General features: G+C 41.7%; 16 protein-coding genes and 1 rRNA gene. 7 read left to right on the forward strand and 10 right to left on the reverse strand.

All coding sequences use genetic code 11. From position 1 onward, the window contains the following. Positions 1-125, reverse strand: a 16S ribosomal RNA gene (locus G4P69_RS24195); the annotation flags it as partial. Positions 126-447: 322 nt separating this feature from the next. On the opposite strand from G4P69_RS24195, the gene nadC reads away from it, so the two are divergent. The 4 genes from nadC (at position 448) to G4P69_RS24215 (ending at position 5,004) form a co-directional block, all read left to right on the forward strand. After that, positions 448-1,314 carry a carboxylating nicotinate-nucleotide diphosphorylase gene (gene nadC / locus G4P69_RS24200; protein WP_208351760.1) on the forward strand — a complete coding sequence of 289 codons (867 nt, stop codon included), beginning with the start codon at positions 448-450 and terminating at the stop codon, positions 1,312-1,314. Further along, positions 1,311-1,808: an NUDIX domain-containing protein gene (locus tag G4P69_RS24205; protein WP_310833743.1), complete on the forward strand. Its 498-nt coding sequence runs from the start codon at positions 1,311-1,313 to the stop codon at positions 1,806-1,808. Before nadC ends, G4P69_RS24205 begins: the two co-directional genes overlap by 4 nt. A gap of 413 nt (positions 1,809-2,221) precedes the next feature. Continuing rightward, positions 2,222-3,985 carry an arginine--tRNA ligase gene (argS, locus tag G4P69_RS24210; protein WP_208351763.1) on the forward strand — a complete coding sequence of 588 codons (1,764 nt, stop codon included), beginning with the start codon at positions 2,222-2,224 and terminating at the stop codon, positions 3,983-3,985. A gap of 212 nt (positions 3,986-4,197) precedes the next feature. Further along, positions 4,198-5,004: a TerC family protein gene (locus G4P69_RS24215; protein ID WP_208345643.1), complete on the forward strand. Its 807-nt coding sequence runs from the start codon at positions 4,198-4,200 to the stop codon at positions 5,002-5,004. Between the two features lie 48 nt (positions 5,005-5,052). Here the strand turns inward: G4P69_RS24215 and ndk are convergent, their stop codons facing one another. Next, positions 5,053-5,502, reverse strand: a complete 450-nt coding sequence (ndk, locus tag G4P69_RS24220; RefSeq protein WP_208345644.1) for a nucleoside-diphosphate kinase — start codon at positions 5,500-5,502, stop codon at positions 5,053-5,055. A 166-nt stretch (positions 5,503-5,668) separates the two neighbouring features. Between ndk and speA the strand changes: the two genes are divergently transcribed. Continuing rightward, positions 5,669-7,684 carry a biosynthetic arginine decarboxylase gene (speA, locus tag G4P69_RS24225; protein ID WP_208351768.1) on the forward strand — a complete coding sequence of 672 codons (2,016 nt, stop codon included), beginning with the start codon at positions 5,669-5,671 and terminating at the stop codon, positions 7,682-7,684. A gap of 62 nt (positions 7,685-7,746) precedes the next feature. Here speA and G4P69_RS24230 read toward each other — a convergent pair whose 3' ends face one another. From G4P69_RS24230 to G4P69_RS24245, 4 genes are all read right to left on the reverse strand, one after another. Continuing rightward, entirely contained in the window at positions 7,747-8,913 is a 1,167-nt protein-coding gene (locus G4P69_RS24230; protein WP_208351771.1) for a sugar phosphate nucleotidyltransferase, read from the reverse strand. A 445-nt stretch (positions 8,914-9,358) separates the two neighbouring features. Then, positions 9,359-10,177, reverse strand: coding sequence for a segregation/condensation protein A (locus tag G4P69_RS24235; protein WP_208351774.1), 819 nt, complete (start codon positions 10,175-10,177; stop codon positions 9,359-9,361). A gap of 609 nt (positions 10,178-10,786) precedes the next feature. Next, positions 10,787-11,134 (reverse strand): LapA family protein, encoded by a 348-nt coding sequence (locus tag G4P69_RS24240; RefSeq protein WP_208351776.1) that lies wholly within the window; start codon positions 11,132-11,134, stop codon positions 10,787-10,789. A 197-nt stretch (positions 11,135-11,331) separates the two neighbouring features. Next, positions 11,332-12,390, reverse strand: a complete 1,059-nt coding sequence (locus G4P69_RS24245) for an AI-2E family transporter (protein ID WP_208351786.1) — start codon at positions 12,388-12,390, stop codon at positions 11,332-11,334. 125 nt (positions 12,391-12,515) lie between these two features. Between G4P69_RS24245 and pdxH the strand changes: the two genes are divergently transcribed. Then, positions 12,516-13,160 carry a pyridoxamine 5'-phosphate oxidase gene (gene pdxH, locus G4P69_RS24250; RefSeq protein ID WP_208351788.1) on the forward strand — a complete coding sequence of 215 codons (645 nt, stop codon included), beginning with the start codon at positions 12,516-12,518 and terminating at the stop codon, positions 13,158-13,160. A gap of 269 nt (positions 13,161-13,429) precedes the next feature. Beyond that, on the forward strand, positions 13,430-14,551 hold the full coding sequence (locus tag G4P69_RS24255) for a fatty acid desaturase family protein (protein ID WP_208351790.1): 1,122 nt from the start codon (positions 13,430-13,432) through the stop codon (positions 14,549-14,551). Positions 14,552-14,624: 73 nt separating this feature from the next. Here G4P69_RS24255 and G4P69_RS24260 read toward each other — a convergent pair whose 3' ends face one another. The 4 genes from G4P69_RS24260 to ldpA form a co-directional block, all read right to left on the reverse strand. Further along, complete coding sequence (locus tag G4P69_RS24260) at positions 14,625-15,464, reverse strand: DUF3153 domain-containing protein (RefSeq protein ID WP_208351792.1); 840 nt, start codon at positions 15,462-15,464, stop codon at positions 14,625-14,627. 24 nt (positions 15,465-15,488) lie between these two features. Beyond that, positions 15,489-16,010: an outer membrane protein assembly factor BamD gene (locus tag G4P69_RS24265; protein WP_208351794.1), complete on the reverse strand. Its 522-nt coding sequence runs from the start codon at positions 16,008-16,010 to the stop codon at positions 15,489-15,491. Between the two features lie 156 nt (positions 16,011-16,166). Further along, positions 16,167-17,900 carry a R3H domain-containing nucleic acid-binding protein gene (locus G4P69_RS24270; RefSeq protein WP_208351870.1) on the reverse strand — a complete coding sequence of 578 codons (1,734 nt, stop codon included), beginning with the start codon at positions 17,898-17,900 and terminating at the stop codon, positions 16,167-16,169. A gap of 109 nt (positions 17,901-18,009) precedes the next feature. Then, positions 18,010-19,167, reverse strand: a complete 1,158-nt coding sequence (gene ldpA, locus G4P69_RS24275) for a circadian clock protein LdpA (RefSeq protein WP_208351796.1) — start codon at positions 19,165-19,167, stop codon at positions 18,010-18,012. Between the last annotated feature and the right edge of the window lie 348 nt (positions 19,168-19,515).

The raw sequence follows: 19,515 nt of genomic DNA on the forward strand, positions 1-19,515 counted from the left end.
ATCTAAAGACAGATTCTCACGCGTTACTCACCCGTCCGCCACTAACCCCGAAGGGTCCGTTCGACTTGCATGTGTTAAGCATACCGCCAGCGTTCATCCTGAGCCAGGATCAAACTCTCCGTTTTGACTCTGGTGTAGAAGTTAATCTTCTACTCTCATTGGCTGACCTTTTAAACCCTCAGCCTAGGTTTTCATTTTCTTGACGAAGGCTATTGATTCTTTAGAGGCTTTCAAACTATAATATTGTCTAGGTTCGGCGTCCCTCCGACGTCGCGTTTTTTCGCGGCTCGTCTTTGGCACTTTTTTATAGTAGCGAGTCTATTCTCATCTGTCAACCTTTTTCTCAAAAATTTTTCGATTTTTTTTAACCGTGTCCCTAAAAGCCTTACTAATCAAAGGTTAGGGCCTATAATTTTTTTTTGAAAGCGAAAAGGAAATTATCAACTTGTGAGCGATTTTGGTGTTTTGCCACCAAATATGGTGTTGGAGCCGATGTTACGTACTTGGCTTCTAGAAGATATAGGTCGAGGCGATCGCACAACCCAAGCCCTGCTAGCCCAAGACAAAACCGAAGGTCAAGCCAAATGGATAGCTAAAGCACCTGGGGTCATTGCTGGATTACCTATAGCAGCAAGGGTTTTTCGACTATTGAATGAAAAAGTAAGCCTTGTACCTATTGTCCCGGAAGGTTCATGGGCAGCACAAAACGAGGTAATAGCGGAAATTTCTGGTTCTCTAGACGCACTGCTAACGGGAGAACGAGTAGCACTTAATATAGCAATGCGTCTTAGCGGGATTGCCACTTTAACTAGAAAGTATGTAGAGCAAATAGGGGATTTACCGGCTAAATTAGTCGATACGCGTAAAACTACACCAGGACTAAGACTATTGGAAAAGTATGCTACTCAAGTAGGAGGCGCAATCAACCACCGCATGGGACTAGATGATGCGGTCATGATTAAAGATAATCATATTGCTGCGTCTGGAGGTATTGGAGAAGCGATCGCGCGAGTTCGTTCACGAATTCCTTATACCCTAACAGTAGAAGTAGAAACCGAAACCTTAGAGCAGGTGCAAGAGGCGCTACATCACCAAGCTGACATTATTATGTTGGATAACATGCCTCTTGAACTTATGCGAGATGCAGTGCAAATAATCCGCCAACACAATAGTCGCGTCAAAATCGAAGCTTCTGGCAACATTAACTTGGAAACAATCCGTACTGTGGCGGAGACAGGAGTGGATTACATTTCAACCAGCGCGCCGATTACTCAGTCAAAATGGTTGGATTTGAGTATGAGAATTAAATCGTGAGCGATGCTAAGCTGAGGAAAAATTTAGAGCATGAGACGGCTACTTCAAACAAACATCAGTTTATTATTGGAGTTTTTGCTGTCATTTTCGACTCTGCGAAAAGAGTATTACTTTGCCATCGGACTGATATTGACCTATGGAATCTACCAAGTGGAGCGCTAGAACAAGGTGAAACTCCTTGGGCAGCTGCAGTGAGAGAAGTTGAAGAAGAAGTTGGTCTTGTTGTAGAAATCGAACGTTTACTTGGTGTGTACTCACGTCCAGATCAGAATGAAGTAGCATTTGGATTTCTCTGTCGTGTTGTAGAGCAAACTTATAAGTATAGTGATGAAGCTGACGATATACAGTACTTTGAGATCGAAAAAATTCCGAGCAATACTAATCACGAACAGGTAGAAGCACTGCAGGACGCCATAAAAGAGGATTTGCAAGCTAGTTTGAAATTACAGGCTGGACCTTCTCCTAGAGAAATATACTTTAGGGACCGATGTTAGGTTACTAGATATAATTGACACTTGTTTAAGTCTGGTGCAAGCGCGTTGCCTGTTAACAGCGTTACACCAATTCTCTGAAATAAAGTTAGCCAGCGATTTAAATCGCTGGCTGATAGCTAAAGTCCTCTCAAGAGGACTGAGCAAGGATTTCAGTCCATTTCAATGGACTTAAGCTATTAGCCCGGAACTTAAGTTCTGGGCGGTATATCGGGCTAATCGAGGATGGTACAAGATCTCAAGTAGGGAAGATGGCGTACATCCCTTACAAGATTCTTGTTCCGTAGCAAGATTTAAGCGAATTGGGATTAAATAGGGACAAAGGGCGACCATCCTTATAGTTTTGCATTGGTTGGAATATCCCCTGCCAACATGCTATACGGTTTTAAAATATTACTGGATTATACCTAAAACTAATGAAAGCTACGCAAGAACAGCTAAAAATTAAATTTGAAAAAGCTTTAGTCGCAGCTTTTGGCAATGACTACGCTGGAGTAGACCCCCTTTTGGTTCTCGCTAGTAACCCTAAATTTGGTGATTATCAGTCAAATGTATCTTTATCTTTAACCAAGAAGTTAGGACAGCAGCCAAGAGCGATCGCGCAACAAATTGTTGATAATCTAGATGTATCGGATCTCTGTAAACCACCAGAAATAGCTGGTCCTGGGTTTATTAATCTAAAGCTAAAAACGGAATATCTAGAAGCACAACTGCAAGCAATCCTTGACGATCCAAGGCTAGGAGTTGCACCAAGTAAGAATCCTAAAGGGGTTATTGTCGATTATCCCAGCCCAAACATAGCAAAAGAAATGCATGTGGGGCATTTGCGTCCAGCAGTGATTGGAGATTGTCTATCCAGAATTTTAGAATTTGCAGGTCACGATGTCTTGCGAATTAGTCACGTAGGAGACTGGGGAACTCCCTTCGGAATGCTGATTGCTTTTCTGGAAGAAGCTTATCCAGAAGCTTTGACAACCACCGAAAATTTAGATTTAGGAGATTTGTCTTCGTTCTACCGTCAAGCTAAAAAACGCTTCGATGCAGATGAAGAGTTTAAAAAAGCAGCTACACAAGCAGTGGTAAAGTTACAGGCAGGAGATGAAAAAACGCTACTTGCTTGGAAAATAGTCTGCCAGCTATCGAGCAGAGCTTATCAAGTTATTTACGACTTGATGGGAATTTCTCCTGATATTATTGAGCGGGGCGAGTCGTTCTATAACGCTTTGCTACCAGAAGTAACACAAGAGTTAGAGAAACTAGGGCTGTTAGTAGAAAATCAAGGGGCGAAGTGCGTCTTTCTAGAAGGCTTTACAAATCGGGAAGGACAACCCCTACCTGTAATTGTTCAAAAATCTGATGGTGGCTACAACTACGCTACAACCGATTTGGCAGCAATTCGTTACCGAGTTCATGTAGATAAAGCCCAAAGGGTGATTTATCCTGTTGATGCAGGACAAAGCAATCATTTTGCCCAAGTTTTCCAAGTGGGAAGAAGGGCTGGTTGGATTACAGATGACGTAGAATTTATTCACGCGCCCTTTGGTTTGGTATTGGGTGAAGATGGTCAAAAATTAAAAACTCGTTCCGGTGAAGCTGTGCGATTGCAGGATTTATTAGATGGTGCGATCGCCTACGCGCGTAAAGATTTAGAAAAGCGATTAGAAGAAGATAATCGCCAAGAAACAGAAGAGTTCATTAACCATGCTGCTCAAGTAGTTGGGATCAGCGCGATAAAATACGCTGACTTAAGCCAAAACAGAACCAGCAACTACATCTTTAGCTACGACAAGATGTTAGCGCTTAAAGGCAACACTGCACCCTATATGCTTTATGCCTACGTTAGGACTCAAGGAATTAGTCGCGAAGGTAACATAGCTTTCGAGAAGCTAGGAGCAAATATCAAAATTGTCCTACAGGAAGAAACAGAATTAACTTTGGCAAAATCTTTGCTGCAGCTAGATGAAGTGATTCATGAGGTAGAGCAAGATTTATTGCCTAATCGTTTGTGTGAGTATTTGTATCAGTTGAGTGATAAATTTAACAAATTCTACGAAAATTGCCCTGTGCTTAAGTCTGAGGAACCTATCCGAACCTCAAGGTTAGCATTGTGTAACTTAACAGCCAAAACTCTGAAGTTAGGACTTTCTTTGCTAGGAATTCAAGTTTTGGAGAGGATGTAAGTAGGATAGCTATCTTTAATCCACATTTTTCACCCTGTGGTATCGCTATTGGTTAATCTGTCATTGTTTATTGTGGGGGATGTCGATATGATTGAACGCACCCCACAGCTACAGAATCCCTCATATCAGGTTAAGATTTATTAAAGGTTATGATTTGTATAGCTGTTTCTCATAAATACCATTATTTAACTTTCTCTGGTTAAGAATACGGAATGATAGACCAAATTTCTGATTATCTTCACTTTCATATTGGTGTTGAAGCGCCTATAGTTTTGCTCGTCCTGATCCTCTTAGAAGCAATACTCTCTGCTGATAATGCGATCGCCCTCGCTGCGATCGCACAAGGGCTAGGAGACAAAAAACTTGAGCGCCAAGCACTTAACATTGGACTAGTCGTGGCTTACGTTTTACGCATTGGGCTACTCCTTACTGCTACCTGGATACAACAGTATTGGCAGTTTGAGCTATTAGGTGCAGCGTATCTACTATGGCTGGTATTCCAACATTTTACTTCAACAGAAAGTGAAGATCATCACCACCATGGCCCTCGTTATGAGTCTCTACTACAAGTTATACCTGTAATTGCTTTAACAGATTTAGCCTTTTCTCTAGATAGCGTCACTACAGCGATCGCAGTTTCTAACGAAACCTGGTTAGTGATCACAGGAACAACCTTTGGTGTTATTACTTTGCGCTTTATGGCTGGTTTGTTTATCCAATGGCTGGATGAATTTTCCCGTTTAGAAGATGCGGGTTATATTACGGTAGCAATAGTGGGTTTACGGTTACTGTTAAAGGTAGTAAATGATACTTTAGTTCCACCACAGTGGATAACCATGAGTGTAATCGCCTTGATCCTAGTGTGGGGATTTTCTAAACGCAATCCAGAATATGATCAGGATGCACAAAAAGCAGAAGTTTCTGGCTCACATCAACTAAAGCAATCTCAAAAAACTGAACTGCAAGATTTAGAACAACACCTACAAAAAACCGAAGTTGTAGAAAAAAGTAGAGATTAGCAGTTGTTGGTGGTGATTTACGAAAATCCCCACCAGCAACTTGCTAAATTATTCGTGCAACCAAGGCTTAATCCGTGGTTCCCAACTAATTAATTCTTCATTGGTAAACCACAGAGCAATTTCTCGTTGCGCTGTTTCAATTGCATCGGATCCGTGGATCAGATTGCGACCAATATTGACGCCGAAATCTCCTCGAATCGTCCCCGGTTCTGCGGTTAGCGGATTAGTTGCTCCGATAAGTTTTCTAGCAGATGCGACAACTCCATCACCCTCCCAAACCATTGCGGCTACTGGACCAGAAGTGATAAAATCAACAAGTCCAGCAAAAAAAGGTCTTTCGCGGTGAACATCATAATGTTGTTCGGCTAACTCCCGACTGACCTTAATAAGTTTTAAACCAACAAGGGTAAAACCCTTAGTTTCAAAACGACTGATAATTTGACCAACCAGTGCACGTTGTACGCCGTCAGGCTTAATTGCTATGAATGTGCGTTCCAAAGCTATCTCCTAAAACAAGTGTAAATTTACTCGAAGTCAAAAGTTATTACTTATTCCTTTTGACAATCTGAGATTATCTCAGATTCTCTAACAACAGACCATGTGCATTGAAAAAGTAATGCGCTACATTGTAAATTCGTGGGTGAAACATAGAGGTCACAAATAAATGGGTGTTGAATTAACTGCTACATCAGACGAGATGGTACAACCTCCTGGCAACGTAGATAAAGCTGAGATGAGTCATCGCAAAGCAAAAAAGCTACTGCCACCGAGTACTATATCAAACACACCCCGAACATGGAAAATAGAAGATAGTGAAGAACTCTATCGTATACAAGGATGGGGACAGCCTTATTTTTCCATTAGTGCTGCTGGTCATATCACTGTTTCTCCCAAAGGGGAGCGTGGTGGTTCGTTGGATCTATTTGAACTAGTGAACGCTCTCAAACAGCGTAACTTAGGATTACCTTTGTTGATCAGGTTTTCTGATATTTTAGAAGATCGGATTGAGAGGTTGAATGCGTGTTTCGCCAAGGCGATCGCTCGCTACAACTATCCAGGGGTGTATCGTGGAGTATTTCCCGTAAAATGCAACCAACAGCGTCATTTAGTACAAGATCTTGTGCGGTTTGGTAAACCACTTCAATTTGGTTTAGAAGCCGGTTCCAAGCCAGAACTGATGATCGCTTTAGCGGTACTAGATACTCCTGGAGCATTGTTGATTTGCAATGGCTACAAAGACCGAGAATACATTGAAACGGCGATGTTAGCTCAACGCCTAGGACAAACACCAATTATCGTCTTAGAGCAAATAGAAGAAGTCGATGTGGTGATTGAGGTAAACCGTCAATTAGGCATTAAGCCAATTGTTGGAGTAAGAGCTAAACTCAGCACCCAAGGTATGGGGCGTTGGGGAACATCGAGCGGCGATCGCGCTAAATTCGGGCTCACGATTCCAGAAATTATCCAAGCGGTTGATAAATTACGTGCTGCCAACTTACTCGACTCGTTGCAGTTACTACACTTCCATATTGGTTCACAAATTTCTGCAATTAACGTAATTAAAGACGCCATCCAAGAAGCCAGCCGCATTTACGTGGAATTGGCGACGCTAGGAGCAGATATGAAATATCTGGATGTTGGTGGCGGTTTAGGCGTGGATTACGATGGTTCACAAACAAACTTCTACGCCTCAAAAAACTACAACATGCAAAACTATGCCAACGATATCGTGGCAGAGTTGAAAGACACTTGTGCAGAACGTAATATTCCTGTACCAACGTTAATAAGCGAAAGCGGACGGGCGATCGCGTCTCACCAGTCAGTGCTAATTTTCGACGTTCTGAGTGCTAGCGAGATCCCAACGGAACCGCCACAATCTCCACAAGAGGGAGAATCCCCTATAATCACTTATCTGTGGGAAACTTACCAGTCAATTAACCAAGAAAACTACCAAGAGTTTTACCACGACGCAACACAATTCAAAGAAGAAGCGATCAGCCGTTTCAACTTAGGAATTTTAAGTCTCACAGAACGTGCTAAAGCTGAGAGACTATACTGGGCTTGCTGCCAAAAGATTCTCAATATAACTAGGCAACAAGAATATGTACCGGATGAGTTAGAAGACCTTGAAAAAATCATGGCTTCTATATATTATGCTAATCTTTCGGTGTTCCAATCGGCACCTGATTGTTGGGCAATTGACCAACTGTTTCCTATAATGCCTATACACCGTTTGAGTGAAGAACCAACACAGCGAGCCATCTTAGCAGATCTTACTTGTGATAGCGACGGCAAAATAGACCGCTTTATTGACCTACGGGACGTGAAGTCAGTTTTAGAACTACATACTTTCAACCCTAACGAACCATACTACTTGGGAATGTTCCTCAACGGAGCATACCAAGAAATCATGGGCAACCTACACAACTTGTTTGGTGATACCAACGCAATTCATATTCAATTGACACCAAAAGGATACCAAATTCAACACGTTGTCAAGGGGGATACCATGAGCGAAGTAGTGAGCTATGTACAGTATGACTCAGAAGATATGGTAGAAAATATCCGCCAGCGCTGTGAACAAGCTTTACAAGAAAACCGCATTAGCCTAGCTGAATCTCAACGACTGTTGCAAACCTACGAACAGAGTCTAAGAAGATATACTTATTTATCTTCTTAGAGACATTGGAGGGGAAATAAAAATTAAAAATGATAAATTTTTAATTTTTATTTCCCCACATTTTAACTTGCCTTAGTTCCCAACAATTCAGCGATCGCTTGTCGTTCAACTGGATTATGGGATGGCGGATCATGACGCGCATCAGTAATTAACCAATTCAAAGCAGCAGCTTGTAAATCTATTGTTGCCCCTGTCTTATCTACACAGTAACGCCCAAACACCAGCTTATCAACCAAGCTCACCCCTGGACCAAGTCGCGACCACTCAAAAATTACGCTGTTGTCTACTGTCGCACCACTACATATCCAACAGTTTGGCCCAATCATGGCTGGTCCGACTATTTTAGCTCCATCTTCTATTCTGGTCATGCCGCCAATGTAAACTGGGCCTGTGATATCAACTTTGTCCCAATTAACTGCGACATTTAGACCAGTATAAATCCCTGGCGCGACTTGCTGACCAGGAATACGTACATTTTTGATTTCTCCTGACAGGACGCCACGGATTGCACGCCAGTAGTCTGGAACTTTACCAATATCTACCCACTCGAACTCCATAGAAATGGCGTAGAAAGGCGCACCAATTTCTACTAGTTTGGGGAATAATTGACTACCAATATCATACTCTACTCCCGAAGGGATGTAGTCTAATACCTCGGGTTCAAAAATGTAAATCCCTGTATTGATATTAGTACTCAGAGCGTCTTCAACCTTAGGTTTTTCTTGGAAAGCTTTAATGCGATTATTCTCGTCTGTAACGACTACACCATAACTTGAAACTTCTTCTTTTGGAACAGATTTCGTGACGATAGTAGCAATAGATCCCTTAGATTTATGCCACTTTACTGCTGCTGTTAAATCCAAATCAATTAAGGCGTCGCCACACAATACGACAAAGGTATCGTCAAAAAATGGTAAAAAATCTTGAATTCGGCGCATTCCACCTGCTGAACCAATAGCCTCACCAACGAGGGTACCTTCAACAATACGACCTTCAAAAGAATAAGCGATCTGTACGCCAAATCGTTGACCGTCTCGAAAATAACTTTCAATTTCTTCTGCCAGATGGCTAACGTTGACCATAATCTGGTCAAATCCATGCTGACGTAATAGCTCTAGTAAAAATTCCATCACCGGCTTTTGCAGGATGGGCATCATTGGTTTAGGCATTGTGTAAGTAATGGGACGTACACGAGTACCCTTACCTGCTGCGAGAATCATCGCTTTCATACTTGTTTATTCCTCAACCACCAGCCAGTATAGTTTTCAGTGAGTAATACTTCATCATCGGTTTATTTTTGCTCTGAGGCATCCCTACAACCACGGATCAAAGGAATTTTTTGATTTGATGCAAACATAGGTTTAAGAAGATGACACACAATTGTTCATCCTTTCAATTTACTCGGATTTTGGGATCAGAGCAAACGCAGTTTTGTGATGAAAAATCTTTTTTTCTCAATAAAGCTTAAAATAATGTCATTTTTTAGATGGTTATTAACAAGCTTTTGAGTGGTTTTGTAGGCTTAAGAAATAAGGATTTAAAGAACGAATTTGTTTATTTTCATCACACCAATCTTTACTTTTGTCAAGAATAATTGTGATAATTTTAGTAATTTTAAGAGTATTTGCTGAAATTAAAATCTACCAATCATCTTTCCTGAGATGTTATCGTTGCCTATTTTACAGTTGTGTCCATAGATATCTTAGTATTTACTGAGTCTGTAAGTAAGCGAATTTTAATTTCTTGGTAAAACTCTTCTTGAAAAAGCTCTACCTTGGATTGAGATGAAAGCAGTAGTAGAGCCCAAAAAACACTAACAAGATGGTTTTGTTCCTCCTTATGTCCATTTTCATTGGGTTGTTTAGTTTGAGTCCACAACTCTAATAGTTGTTCCATATTTAACCAATTTTGTTGTAGACAAAGTTCTGTTGCTTTGCAATGTAACACTTGCTCTAGTTCACAAGCTACTTGTGTCAAATTTTCCTGGTGAGCTAATTCCAGAGCCGCCCGTATACTTTGAATACTAGGCTGACGTTTAGGTCGGGCAGGTTTGTTTTCTTTCTGTACGAGTTTCAATTGTTGAGCCATCAGCTGCAATTGCTCAATCAACTCTTGGAGAGTCACACGGCGTTTAGGTGGCGGCATTGCTGCTGGGCGACGGCGCAAGTGCTGCTCCAATGGCAACCGGGCGTGGTGTTGTACACCATCGTCATTCGCTAATGACTCATCATCAAGAGGTTGTTGTTCCTCTACTGGTGAGCCCAATTGCATTAAAGTATTTGCTTTATACAGAACAAGCATTGATGCTGATAGAAAAGCTTGCCCCGATTGAGATAGGTCAGCTTCGTACCCCCCCGTGGTTGTTTCTGGTTCCATGAATTCCAGGTAGCGGTCAATTACGGAAATCACCTGAACATCCCAAGGGTCTATTTCCCCTCGTTCTGCTTGGTGAATGAGCAGTGTAATTGTTTCCAATAGTTCGGAAGCATCCATCAATAGAACTGATTTTAAGTGTTGGAGGTAGCGCTTTGGAGGGTTCTTGTCGTTTGAACGTGAGTGGTTTGTTCAAGGTTTACCATGGCAGCGAGGTTTAACGCACGAGTCACTGGTAAAATCCAGAGAATTTGGTTAGGTTAGCGCCACTTGTGCGGCTGAGCTTAATTAGGAGAAGGAAATACCTTAAAACTCCTGAAAAGCAACAGATTGAACAGAAATATACCAACTAAATTTTAATACAAAAAATTAGAAATTACAAAATTTAACAAAAAGCAGGACTAACCTTTCAGTTATCAACAAAAAGGTTGATATTGCTTAGACGACCTCTTGTGTTTGTCGGGCTCTTTAAAAGGTCAGGGTCTTTAGTCTTTATGGGGGAGTATCCCTCGACAGGAGTTTTCCCAGGCAAGGGACATAGGATAATTAGCGTAACCTAGGGGGATAATCAATCTCAAGCCATAAAACATAGAGTTATTAGGCACGCTGCCTGATAGACACAGCGTGCCGGATAACAGCAGACCTAAAAGAGCGTAAAATACTGATTAGAGTGTAGGAAGTGTAGGGAATATCCCCACATTTCTACAAACTCACTCTTTTGGTTCACCTTTACTGAGCTACTGGTTGTGCATTATCGTTTGACGGGGGTAGTGCTAGCTGTAATGATTGAATTTCTGCTTGATAGTGTGAAACCTTGGACTCTAAATCTTTAATTTGAGCATTTTGTCGGCGAGTCTTTTGAGTATACACTAGCAGTCGTTGCAATCTTGTCCAGATACTAAATAACCAAGCAAAAACTGCACCTATTCCGAAGGTCAAAAGCAACAGAACTGCCATCGGTGCTTCAACCTGTAACCCTGGAACTAGGTAAATCGTGACTAATTTTGTGTTTTCAATTGTAAATAAACCGAAACCTAGACACAATATGAAGATTATAACAAAATTAAATTGTCTCATCTGACACCTAAGACTAATAAGGGATTGATTACGGCTAATGCTTCCCTGCAATTCGGAATTGATAGCATTTTGAAATGCAACTATTGCGCATATCCATATTATATGGTATAAGAGTATTGCTTATAATGCAAGTAAGTTGTAAATTTTACAGAAAAATAAACTTGTAAATCCTGGCTTAGAAAGTGGCTGGTTTTCAATCAGATATCTGCTCTTAGATTCTCTGGCATACCGTTTTTGATAGCATCGAAAGTACCTTTAATAGTTCCAGCAATAGGAACAGCAACCACTGTTCCTAGCAACCCTGCGATCTCAAATCCTACCAAAATCGAGACAAAGACCCAAATAGGATTAAGCCCGATAAAATCACCAAGCAGTTTGGGAGCTAGGAGATTATCTTTTATTTGCTGCATGATAATTGCTGCAAATGCAACTTGAATTGACAACCACCAACTCTGTAGTAAGACCAAAATAGTCACTATACCAATACCTAAAGTGGCTCCAATAAAGGGAATTAGTTCAGATAAGCCAATAAGTATGGCGAACAATAGCGCGAACGGCACCTTGAGAACAAAAAATATAGGAGTAAGGCTTACGGTCATGAACAACCCTAACAAGAGTTGGCTCAGAAAGAAGTTTTGGAAGTTTATTCGCAAGTAGGTGGTAAAGGGAACTCGAATATCGGGTGGTAATTGGTGAACTAAGCCAGACCAGACGCGATCGCCATATATAAGCATGTAAAATGCCAGTACAACAACTAGCACAAGGTTAAGTAGTCCCGATAACAGTGTTCCTGCAAACCCCACAGCACTAGAAGCTATTTGCTGCACCACACTTTGGATGTTAGCATTAATTTGAGCACTGACAATCTTGAGATCTATGAACAAATGTCGTTGCTTCGCTAGCTGTTCAAAACGCTCTAGGTTAGCTTGACTGGCAGTTAACCAATCAGGAATTTTATTTAAAAGTTGAATTGTTTGATCAATGACCAAAGGTACTAAAGTGACACCTAGAATAACTACCAAGGTTAAGGTTATTAGCAGAACAATAATCACTGCCTGACCACGAGTCATAGGCGCACGTTCAAAGAACTTAACCGGGTAGCTTAGTAAAAAAGATAGAATAGCCCCAATACCTAATATAGTAATTGGATGCTGAAAATAGCTAAAGAGTACAGACAGTAGCCAAATATTGAGAGCGATAATTGGACCGCTCAGACCGTAGATTAATAAACGTTGAAGGGAGGCTGAACGGCGCATTTGAGGAAATGTTTCCTAGAAACTCCTTGAAAGAATTAAAGATAATCGTCTAGCTCTGATAATTATCATAAATCCCTCTTATAGGGGTATACATTAAATTACGTAATAAATGTAACTAGACAATAATGGACAAAACTATAGCAGATCTTCGTCGAGATTACACCTTGCATGGGTTAAGTGAAATTGAAGTTGACCCTAATCCTTATATACAATTCCAGCGATGGTTTGACCAAGCACTAGCAGCTCAGCTTGTCGAACCTAATGCCATGACCTTAGCAACCACTAGCTCTAAGGGTAAACCAAGTGCAAGAATGGTGCTACTCAAAGATTTCGATGAACGAGGTTTTGTCTTTTACACCAACTATAACAGTCAAAAAGGACAACAACTGGCAGAAAATCCTCAAGCATCGCTCGTTTTTTGGTGGGCGGAATTAGAACGCCAAGTTCGTATTTATGGATCTGTGGAGAAGGTTTCAGAAAATCAGTCAGATGAGTATTTTTATAGCCGTCCCATCACTAGTCGTCTAGGAACTTGGGTTTCTAATCAAAGCGAGGTGATAGAAAGCCGAGAAATCCTCGAGAAGAAGTTGCTAGAACTCGAAACAGTATATCAAGATCAGGATATTAAGCGGCCATCACACTGGGGAGGTTTCCGAGTGATCCCTACAGAAATAGAATTTTGGCAAGGACGCCCTAGCCGCCTCCATGATCGATTGCTCTATACGCTAGCCGATGATGGTAGTTGGAAAATTAAGCGCTTATCTCCTTGAGGAGGAGGTAACAGGGGGGCAGGGGGAGTAGAGTAAAGAGGATGAACTTGGTTACCTAGACAAATTTATAGCTAGGTACGTAATGTAGGAGCTATGCAAAATGGCTTTTGTCGGCTACGCTCATAAAGTTGGGTAAAGCGATCGCTATTGCGAGCCAAAGCGATAATCGCTTGTTCTAAGCTGTATCTATATTGACGCAGCGTCAGGCACTACATGCGGGTATGCGCTTTTCCAGATCAATTTATACCTTGTTTAAGTGAGAATTTTTCATGATCCAGACCGAGACGAAAGTCACTTTTGCCAAAAACGTTGGTTTTAGGAAGGAGTTAAATAAACGAGTAGATGCTTATTTCGAGTCTCAGAATATTGCTAAACGCGATAATCTAGCGATGTATATCAAAACTCTAATTATTTTTGGATGGGTGATTTCCGCTTCGCTCTTTACTCTCTTCGGTTCACCACTAATGTGGACAAAAGTAATTGGCTGTATTCTTATTGGATTCGGAATTGCTGGTATTGGCTTCAGTGTAGGTCATGATGCCAATCATGGTGGTTATTCTAGTAGGAAATGGGTCAATTCCGTTTTGGGTTTAACATACGATATAATTGGCGTTTCAAGTTATCTGTGGAGATTTCGTCATAATTACTTACATCATACGTATACCAATATATTAGGACATGATGTTGAAATTGACGGTGACGGGTTAGTACGCATGTCTCCATTTAAAGAATATCGATGGTATCATCGATTTCAACATATATTCATTTGGCTTGTTTATACCGTCATTCCTTTTTATTGGTCTGTTTCTGATATCCATCTCATACTTGTCAAGCGCAAATACCATGAACATGCTATCCCTACACCTAAACCACTAGGAATGCTAATCTTGCTAGGAAGTAAATTCATCTGGCTTGGACTATTTCTTGGAATACCGATTTCTGTGGGATATACACCGCTACAGTCCCTAATCGGATTTAGCATTATTTACATGTCGTATGGATTACTCATTTGTACAATTTTTATGCTCGCTCACGTTATGGATACGGCAGAGTTTATTCAACCGAATCCTGTGTCAAACCAAATTGACGATGAATGGGCAATTTTTCAAATCAGAACAACAGTAGACTTTGCACCAAAAAATGCTTTTTTAAACTGGTATTTAGGTGGTCTTAACTATCAAGTTGTGCATCATCTTTTTCCACAAGTGTGTCATATTCATTACTCGAAAATAGCTCCGATACTATCGGAGGTTTGTGAAGAATTCGGCGTTAAATATAACGTATATGAAACTTTCACCGAAGCACTTGTTGCAAACTTCCGTTGGTTAAAAATTATGGGGAATAAACGTGATGTCAACTTGAGTGAAGCCACTGGCTTATCTTCTAACTAATGAATTGATTCTTCATCATTAATTAGTTGATGTAGATTGGGAAAAGGTTTGTATTGAGCCTTTTCCCTAAAAATTACAACTTATGAGCAAACTGAATTCTAGGATCTGGCATGAAACTATATCGTAGATAAAGTCCTGCAGACACAAACAAAATAATTAACAAAGTACCAATACCTAAAGGACTTGGAAGCCAGAAAACAACTTCTATATGATTGAGTTCACCAGGTTTAATTTGCCAAACTAGCTGATGATTTTGATTAGTTTGTGGTTGAATAGCATTTTCAGTGTTTTGAATGCTTTTTGCTCCCCAAGAAGTCTTCAAGCTAAATTTGAAGTCTAAAATTGACCTTGGATTGATTAGAATATTGCCTTTACTTGAGATTAATGCAAGGGAGCGCAAATCCAAATCGTAAATTAAGCGATTCCGCACTAATAGTAAGAAATTATTCTGATACAAGTGTAAGTTTGATTCGATTTTTGGTAAATCTGAATCACTTTCGGTAGCAACAGGTGTAGATTTTTGATTACTTTCTGGATGGAAGAAGCGATTGAACTTCGTTTCCAATTCTCGACTGTTACTAAAGGGAATTGTAACAATAATCTCTTCTCTAGACACGCGGCGCGTTTTGCCTTCTAATTTACGAACACGGCTCTCTACGCTATCTAACCATTGATATACAGAATCACCACTGAAACTAGTTAGCCGTTCTCCTAATTTAATATGCTGTACCAATTCGCCGCGATTTGCGTTGTCAAAGTTTACACCTACATCATAGTTTACGCAACCTGACAATATTAACGACGCTAATACAACAAGCCAGATAATAGGATTTTGCAACCCAAATCGACGCCGAACAACTTTTATATTTGCGTGTTTTACCGCTAAAACAATGTTTGATTTTTGATTAACCATATCTCGGGTATCCTCTCTAGTCCGCTAAAAACTATACCAAACCAAGCCAGCTACAGTTAAGCCAATCACAATTAAAGCCAACCAAATAAAGCGATTATCTCTGGTATTGATAGATTTGAGATCAATTATTTCTGGCTCAGGAGAGTCTTTTTGGCGAGAAGATTTGGTAACATCAGCAGCGAGACGAATTTTGCTCTCATTATCAGGTATTGCCTTTAAATCAGGAATTTCAGTCAACCATTCCTTTGGGCGTTGTAATCTGGGAGCTTTAAGAATGTAGTGCAAGCGCTTTGCTTCCTTGCTTGTTTCTAGGTGAGGATGGCGTTTAAGTTGCTCACATAAAGCGATCGCATCTTCTGAACGCCCAGCCGCTTCATAAGCTGTAACAAGCCAAATTTGCACCTCACCACCAAGACGAGAATTACGAGCTATCAGAGCAGTTGCCTTTTCGAGTTGTTCAATTGCTTCGCGATATAGCCCGCTTTCAAAGGCAACTCTTCCAGCTTGATATCGGGTTTTAGCAATTTCTAAACTTTCTGAATTCACGGAAAACTAGGGAGTAGGGAGTAGGGAGCAGGGAGCAGGGAGCAGGGGAGCAGGGGAGCAGGGGGAGCAGGGAGCAGGGGAGCAGGGGGAGCAGGGGAAGAATTGAATAAAGTCAAGTCCCCAATACCCCATGCCCCATGCCCCATGCCCCATGCCCTACGCAGGATAGATCCGCAAACGCCGATTTGGTTCTTCTCCAAAACTGTGAGATTTGAGACGGTAGTGTTCTACTAACTCGTGTTGCATTTTGCGCACAGAGGCAGAACGGGGTAATAATTCGACTGGTTGTCCTTTGGGAATTACAATTTGCTCTACAGCAAGTCTTGCTTCTTCTAAGGCATCAATTTCATCGTCGCTACCGTTGTGGAGAAATAATTGGAGTTCGCGATCATCAGCAGTCTCTGGATCTTCGATGTTTAGCAACCGTCGTAAGCCTCGGGTAATTTGAGGAATGGTGCTAGATTTAATCATGTGAATTGGCACTTGACGGGCTTTCGCCATTTGTCGAAGTTTGGCATGGTTTTTGACGTGCGATCGCAGTGCTAAAATTGCGTCAGCACTATCGAGGTCTTTTGTTAATTCCACTGGTAAATTAAGCACCTCGATAACCTGCTCTAATTGACCACGGCTAACGCCGTATGGATAGATATGCAGTGGTAAATCTTCACCGTTTGGTCCAGCCTGTCTAATTGCAGTAAAATCAAAACCTTCAGAAAGATTTAACGATTCATCGAGCAGGCGGTCAAATTCACTTTGGCCAGAAACTCTTTCCCTGTCTGAAGATAATGGTGGGAGTGGTACCATTTGCCCAGATGAACGCCAGCCGTTGGATTGCCGTGCTGGCATTAAAGATTCCTCGCTACTAGGAGCCTGAGCGCGACCGTTGACTACAGTTAATTGGCGTGTAATTGCCAGCTTGCCGTTTTCATCAACGGTTCTTACTTGTGGGCTTGGCTGACGTCCCCGTAAAAGAGTGTCTACTGTATCGGCAACGCTTTCGTGAACAACCCAGCGCTGTCGCTCTAACATTTCTACGGCAATTTCAAAAGTAGGAGGAGCTTTGCGTTCTAAAACAGTCTTTTGACTACCCCTACGCCTAGCTTCGTCATCCCCCAGTGTCACAGCCTGGATACCACCAACTAAATCGGAGAGGGTGGGGTTTTTGATGAGGTTTTCAATTTGGTTTCCGTGAGCAGTACCTACTAACTGAACACCACGTTCAGCAATTGTACGGGCTGCCATTGCTTCCAGTTCTGTGCCAATTTCATCAATCACAATGACTTCTGGCATGTGATTTTCTACCGCCTCGATCATCACTTGATGCTGAAGTTCGGGATGAGCCACTTGCATCCGTCGCGCACGACCTATGGCAGGGTGAGCAACATCACCATCTCCTGCAATTTCATTGGAGGTATCAATAATCACTACTCGTTTTTGCAGATCATCCGCCAAAACACGAGCGATTTCTCGTAAGGCGGTAGTTTTACCTACACCTGGGCGTCCCAGCATGAGAATCGATTTTCCAGTTTCCACCAAGTCGCGGATCATTCCGATTGTTCCGAATATCGCTCGACCTACACGGCAAGTTAAGCCTATAATCTTGCCTGTGCGGTTACGGATGGCGCTGATCCTATGTAAGGTTTGCTCAATTCCTGCGCGATTATCTCCGCCAAAAATTCCTACTTGCTGGATACAATCATCAATTTGCTCCTGAGTAACAGGTGTTTCACTGAGATACTCAGCGCGATGGGGAAAACGAGCTTCTGGGCGACGACCCAGATCCAAGACCACTTCTACTAAACTATCTCGTTGAGGATGCTGCTCTAGTATCTGCCGCAGGTCTTGGGGCAAAATATCTAATAACTTTTGGAGATCGTCTGTAATCGTCATGCTTTCTTTGGTGACGTTTTGAGAGATAGTGACCGCACTTCCGTACTCTTGTAAGAGTCTTGAGAAAGTGTCCACAACATGATGATAGGGAGAGAACATGCTCTTGCACCTACTGCTGCTGTGTCTTTAGCTGGGAAACGAGAGAATGAGCAAGCTTGACAGCTTGCCAAAGTAATTCGGGTTTGTCTTCTAGGCGGGTAGTCGCCTTGTCACTAGTGTTATTCACCTCCCTTGCTTCTAACTGATCGATAATTGGAGACAGTAGTACACGGGCATAACTACCGTACGCTACACCAGAGATAAATGAAGAGGAGGAAGTATAGGGAGATAGAGTGCTTGAGGAATTAGCTCCCCGTGCCTCACCTGCTTCCCCTGCTCCTTTGAGGAGTCCCATTGCCTTTAACTTAGCAACGGTATACCTATTAGTACCTCCTGCTAACTGTACATATCCCGGTAATCTGGCATCCAAAACTTTTTGCCCTAATTTGACGGCGGCTAAAGTGGTTCCATCACCAATATCACCACTCATAGGACGCCCATCTGTTTGCCAAATTAAGGCATTATTCAGTGGGGCGATCGCATCATAAAGGGAATGAAGGTAATCTATTAATCCTTCATCATCAGGACAACTGATTGCTACTAATTTAAGGGATTTTACCCATGGCAAGATTGCTTGCCACAGGCGGTTAAATTCTGCCAAACGCCCAACCTTAGTATGAATTTCTACAGCATCCACCCCTCTTGATAGTACCAATGGTGCAATCGCTCCCGGCGTTGATACATATGATTTTGTATAAATTCTCTCATAAGGGCAGACTGGTAAACAACGACCACAGCCATAACATTTTTGTGATATGACTCCTGAAAAATTATCTGCTGGGTGGTTGAAAACAATAGCCTGCGCAGGACAGATCCTCTCGCATGGTCTAGAACAGTCAGTAGGGCATTGAGTAGAATTAAATTCCGCTTTGCGAAAATGAGGATCTTCACCATCATTAAGGCTAACCATTAACAGTGGAGGTTTTCCTGCCGTGCCAAAGCCCCGGAGATTGGCATCCCTTGCTAAATCGGTGGCAACCTGTAGCGCTTCTTGTGCGGCTGCAATCACAGATGGATCCGCAGCTACATCTATACAGTCAGCACCAGCCAGTGTATAGGCTAGAGTTAAACTTCTGACCGTAGGCAAGTGTTGGAAACTGGCCCCGCAGATGAGCTTGAACCAGTGACCTTCATTGAGGGATCGTAAAGGGTCTAACAGATCAGTCACATTTCTATTATGCTATGCGACTGAAAATAGTAGTCAGTAATTCACAAAAAGTCCTGCTTTCAAAATTAAGAATCAGTCGAGCATAATGAGTATAAAAATCAACATGAATAAGTAGATTCTCTTGCGGGCAAGCCTTGTCGTGGACCTATATAGTCAGGGAAAATACTCTAAATCTATTTACGGTAATTCACTTGAACTTGAATAATAAATTATACTTTGATTAACTAGAATAGTTAGGTGAACGGATTTTCTAGAGCGAGACTAGTAGCGCAAGGCGGAATTCAAAATTCAAAATTCAAAATTCATACAGCGTAGGCTTTTCACATATTCTGAATGGTAGGCTTATTT

The sequence above is a fragment of the Aetokthonos hydrillicola CCALA 1050 genome (genome assembly GCF_017591665.1).
GTDB lineage: Bacteria > Cyanobacteriota > Cyanobacteriia > Cyanobacteriales > Nostocaceae > Aetokthonos > Aetokthonos hydrillicola.